The sequence below is a fragment of the Micromonospora sp. 4G55 genome (assembly GCF_016803375.1).
The window spans coordinates 1-4,296 of the sequence record NZ_JAEVHN010000538.1 but is presented as its reverse complement, the minus strand read 5'-3'; the positions used below and the strand labels follow the sequence as shown (position 1 = coordinate 4,296).

Sequence of the window (4,296 nt, the reverse complement as noted above, 5' to 3'; positions counted from 1 at the left end):
CCGTGGCGTGTTCCGCAGCGCCGACGACCTCGTCGCCGCCATCGAGGAGTACCTGCGCGTGCATAACGACGACCCGAAGCCGTTCGTCTGGACCGCCACCGCCGAATCGATCCTGACCAAGGTCCGACGTGGACGAGTCGCCCTTCAGCAAGTGGCTAGTCAAAACTGAGACAGAACACTAGATGATACGGGTGAGACCATTACGATCGGCCCTTGAGCTGCTGGAATGTGGTTCGGATTCTGTCAAGTACGGTCCACGGTAAGTATGTGCAGTTGGTGAAGTCCGCTACCGGAGCGCGGAGTAAGGGTGGGCGGGGCTCGGTGGACGGTCGGGCAGCAGCAGCGGTGCGATCTGGGCCCACAAATCGTCCGAAGCGATCCACCGCAGCTGCTCACCCGTCTCACATTCCGGCAGGACAATCCTCAAGTCCGCCGGATGTTGCCCGCCACCCGCGGGGTGGAGCCGACCAGGTCGCGGTAGCCCTGCTCGGTGTAGCCGAGGGGGAATCCCAGCGCCAGACCGATGCGCCACACGCCTGACGGCACCGCAACTAGGGCCGCCGTGTGCGCCGCCCACCGCGCCCAGCGCGGCGGTTTGGTGCCCATGTGTGCCGAGAGATCGGGGGGAATGGTGGTTGCGGCGGCAGTTCTCATGGCGTCGGCGCCTTCATCGCGCCAGCATGCGGATCCCGGCTTGCGCCTACGACGCCTCGGCGACGGGCGTAGGAGACGGTAAGAGCGATGACGAGCGGGCCCCAGGCGAGCAGCGGCGCGTAGCAAAGAGCCATGATCACGCCCGCTGCCCCACGTGGAAAGTCGGGATTGTCGAGGGGGCCGTTGGGGGCCAGGGCGACCATCGCGCAGAGCGCGGTCACCGCGACCCCGCCAAGCAGGGCCGGCGTAATCACGGCCAGCGGCGGAATCGGTCGGCCCCCCAGGCGGGGGATCCACGACGGCACCCGCTCGCCCCAGGGCCGGACCAGTCCGAGTGTCAGGAACGCCCCGGCCTGCGAGACAACGGTAAGCACCCACACATACAGCAGGAAGGCCGGGCCTCGGTACATGTCGCCGAGTTCGCCGGTGAAGCCGACGTCAACACCGAGACCGGCGGCGACCCGCCATGCGGACGAGGGAACGGTGCACCACACGGTGGCCCAGGCGGCCACGTCTGACCACTGTGGAACCGACCGCGCGGTTTCGGTCGCGACGATCCGAGAGGTGTGGGCCATGCGTCCAACTCCCCGTTTCGGTACTCGTAGTTCCGGAACCATCGGGCTGGAGACGCGGACTGACGAGGAGGAATCCGAGGCAGCCGCCGTACTTCTCCTTTGTGCCAGCGAACCGTCGACAGCCCCTCGCGGGCGGGCGCGAATCACGCCAGGTCGTGCTCCGGGTCGCGGGCTGCCCGCGACCGATCTTCTTTCCGCGTCGCCAGGATGATGAGTGCGCCAGCGATGACGCCCGCGAAGTACGGGGACGGCACAAGCAGGACGCCGCCGACGAAACACCACGCCGCCAGGCCCCAACCGATCCCGGCGGGGATGGCCACCCCGCGTCCAGCGAGGCGCCAGGTCAGGCAACCCAGCAGAATCAGGGGCACGGCGAAGCTTCCTGGACCGGCCCAGAAGGTGAGCTCATTCTGCAGGGACTCCACCGTCTGATCGGCGCCCCCGTCGGTGAGCGCGAGCGGGACGGCTGCCCACACCCCCCGATCCACCCAGCCGGTGATGTCGTCCCAGGCGAACAGCGTCAGCAACAACAGGTGACCTGTCCCCAGCACGAGCATGATGCCGCTCGCCCAGCGCAGCAGTCGTTTCCTGGCGTTCATCGTCAGCCCCGTTCACCATGCTGCGCCGCGAGATCGTTGCGGCCGCGCCAGGCTCGTTCCCACTGCCTGGTCAGGGCTGGGTAGACGATGAGGTATCGGAAGGGCGCGATGGCAGCCATGTAGAGCCGCCCGAACCATCCGTTGGGCTTGACGAGGACGGCCATCCGCAGCTCGTGGTCACCATTGGCTCCCTGCGCCCAGCCGAGGTGCATCACGGTGTGCACGGTCTTGTTCGCCAGCTCGCGAGCGGACTCCATGCCGAGCTCGTAGATCGCTTTCAGGGGCATGGTGTCGTTGTCCTGGCCCCGGGGAACATCGCAGAGGTCGCGGGGCAGGCGACCGCGGAGCGAGGCAACCCGGACACCGACACCCGCCCTCGGGTTATCCCAGCCGAGGAGTGCGCCGAGTTTCCACCGAACGGCGAACAACAACCGCACCGGCCAGGTTTGTTTCGCCAGCCCGCCGGCCGTCCGCATCGCTGCCAGCATCGTCGGGAATTCGTCAGGCCCAGCCCCGGGGGTGCGAAACGCCCACACGTCCTCGACGCTGAAGTCAGCGGTGAGTTCGTGGATGCGCCACGGATGCTCAGTGTGCGCGGTGTTCGGGAGTCTCACGGGTGGGCCCTCCTAGAGCTCTCGTTGCGTTGCCGGTCCGGCAGATGATCTCCTGTGTTGGTCAGCATAGACTATTATGGCCAGCATAGAGGGGGGTGGCGTGACAACGCGACGGGAGCAGACCAGCGGCGAGAGCCGTGAGCTGATCCTCACCGCGGCGGCGGAGCTGTTCGCGACCAAGGGCTACCGGCAGACGACGTTCGCCGATGTGGCCGAGCGGTCCGGGATCAGTCGGGGGTCCATTCCATGGCACTTCGGCAGCAAGGAGGGCCTGCTACTGGCGGTGCTCGAACGGTCGGTGGACCAGGTCCACGCGAGCCTCGATGACGCGCCCGACCCGGGCGTGGAGACGGGGCTGGACCGCATGATGAAGGGGCTCGACGCACTGTTCGCGCAGCCCACGACCAAACTGTTCGTCACGCTGCTGGTGGAGGCGCTGGAGCCGGACTCGCCCATCCATGACCGCTACGTCGCGATCCACGACACCCTGCGCGGCCACTGCAAGCGCTGGCTGGACCGATTCGCGCCGCTAGCTGGCTTGTCCACCGAGGCGCTGGCGGTCGCGATCGTCGGGGCAGGGATCGGCATCCACCAGCAGTGGCTGGTGGCGCCCGACCGGGTCGACGTCGGGCAGTCGTTTGCCGCGTTGCGCGCATTGGTGGCGGGGATCGTGTCGGCAACCGGGACATGACCGACGGCCGCGCGGGCTACGGCTTCCCCGCGGTGCGCTGAACTCCTCGAAGTGCCATCGGTTCATCGCGGACGAATGCGCGCTCATCGGCTACGACAGGGCGAGGTACGACGGCAGGCACTCGTCACGGTAAGTAGCGCGCGGCTCGCGGCAGATCCGGATACCCGGTTGTGTTGATCGGCTCAACGTCAGCGTTTCGATGCGTGGGTGGGGGCTCGGTCGTTGGAGCAGGTGAAGTCGTGACCCCAGACAACATCGGTGCTCGCCGCAGATTAACGACCTCGTGCGCGATTGGCTGGAGTCATGTCCGCGAGTATTGGCCGCTTCATCGGTAGTGGGCTGTGGCTGGTAGGGCCTTCAGTTGTCTGGTGGTGGGGTCGGTGCGGTCGGTGTGCTGGTGATCGGACAGCAGGCCGGCGATAGCGCGGATGGTGGCGTCGAAGTGTTCGCGTCGGCCGTGGTAGCGGGCCAGGATCCGCCAGTTCTTGAGGTGCCCGATGACATGCTCGACCCGGATGCGCTGCGACGAGTGCCGCTTACGAGCCGCGTCGTGCGCGGCGATGACACTCCGCGGCAGCGACTTCTGCCCTTTCCGCGGTTTGGGTCTTGGGGTGATCACCGCGCCTGCGGTGTCCGTACCGAGTCCTTGGTAGCCGGCGTCGGCGAGGACCTGAACTCCGATCGCGCCAGCGCCGATACCGCGGCGGCGCGTCCGCGCGGCAAGCCGGTCGTGGTGACGCGCCTGCCAGCGCGGCGCCAGCTCCGCAACCAGAGCCTCGATCACCAGTCGGGACAGCCCCGTCATCCGACGATTCATCATGATCGCAGCACCAACCATGACAGGAACACAGGGGCGGCGCAGGTCGGTGGCGAGGGCGCGGGCCAGCCGGAGCTGGGTGTAGGCGGCGAGGATCATCCAGGTCCAGCGGTCGGCCGCCTGGGGTGCGGATCTTGGGGCAGGTCCAGCCGAGAGTCTGTTTGAACAGGCGGAACGTGTGTTCGATGTCGAAGCGGCGCAGGAACGTCTGCCAGAGCCGGTCGACGTCGCTCGGGGTGGCGTCAACGCCGGACCACCACAGCCACACCGGCTTCGGGGTCGCGCCGCTGGGCAGGTGCCCAACCTCCAAACGAATGACTGTTCCCTCGATGACCGGCAGCACTTT

5 protein-coding genes and 2 pseudogenes are annotated in these 4,296 nt (G+C 67.4%); 2 read left to right on the top strand and 5 right to left on the bottom strand.

Going from position 1 to position 4,296, the window contains the following annotated elements:
* Positions 1 to 169, top strand: a pseudogene (locus JNW89_RS29285) (IS630 family transposase); the annotation flags it as partial.
* A 481-nt stretch (positions 170 to 650) separates the two neighbouring features.
* Here the strand turns inward: JNW89_RS29285 and JNW89_RS29280 are convergent.
* From JNW89_RS29280 to JNW89_RS29270, 3 genes are all read right to left on the bottom strand, one after another.
* Positions 651 to 1,229, bottom strand: a complete 579-nt coding sequence (locus JNW89_RS29280; RefSeq protein ID WP_238451553.1) for a hypothetical protein — start codon at positions 1,227 to 1,229, stop codon at positions 651 to 653.
* A 143-nt stretch (positions 1,230 to 1,372) separates the two neighbouring features.
* Positions 1,373 to 1,828 (bottom strand): DUF6463 family protein, encoded by a 456-nt coding sequence (locus tag JNW89_RS29275; protein WP_255541375.1) that lies wholly within the window; start codon positions 1,826 to 1,828, stop codon positions 1,373 to 1,375.
* A 2-nt stretch (positions 1,829 to 1,830) separates the two neighbouring features.
* Complete coding sequence (locus JNW89_RS29270; RefSeq protein ID WP_238449926.1) at positions 1,831 to 2,442, bottom strand: DUF2867 domain-containing protein; 612 nt, start codon at positions 2,440 to 2,442, stop codon at positions 1,831 to 1,833.
* Between the two features lie 100 nt (positions 2,443 to 2,542).
* Here JNW89_RS29270 and JNW89_RS29265 point away from each other — a divergent pair, with 100 nt between their 5' ends.
* A complete protein-coding gene (locus JNW89_RS29265) occupies positions 2,543 to 3,133 on the top strand; it encodes a TetR/AcrR family transcriptional regulator (RefSeq protein ID WP_238449927.1) in 591 nt (196 codons plus the stop codon).
* 325 nt (positions 3,134 to 3,458) lie between these two features.
* On the opposite strand, the gene JNW89_RS29260 is transcribed toward JNW89_RS29265, so the two are convergent.
* Both JNW89_RS29260 and JNW89_RS37405 read right to left on the bottom strand, forming a co-directional pair.
* The gene (locus JNW89_RS29260; protein ID WP_305070549.1) at positions 3,459 to 3,938 is read right to left on the bottom strand and encodes a transposase family protein; all 480 of its coding nucleotides are present in this window, start codon (positions 3,936 to 3,938) and stop codon (positions 3,459 to 3,461) included.
* Between the two features lie 45 nt (positions 3,939 to 3,983).
* Positions 3,984 to 4,296: pseudogene (locus tag JNW89_RS37405) on the bottom strand (transposase); the annotation flags it as partial.

Excerpts from the sequence above, each read along its gene's own strand:
- JNW89_RS29280 (WP_238451553.1), bottom strand. The coding sequence starts at position 1,229 with ATGGCCCACACCTCTCGGATCGTCGCGACCGAAACCGCGCGGTCGGTT.
- JNW89_RS29275 (WP_255541375.1), bottom strand. The coding sequence starts at position 1,828 with ATGAACGCCAGGAAACGACTGCTGCGCTGGGCGAGCGGCATCATGCTC.
- JNW89_RS29260 (WP_305070549.1), bottom strand. The coding sequence starts at position 3,938 with ATGACGGGGCTGTCCCGACTGGTGATCGAGGCTCTGGTTGCGGAGCTG.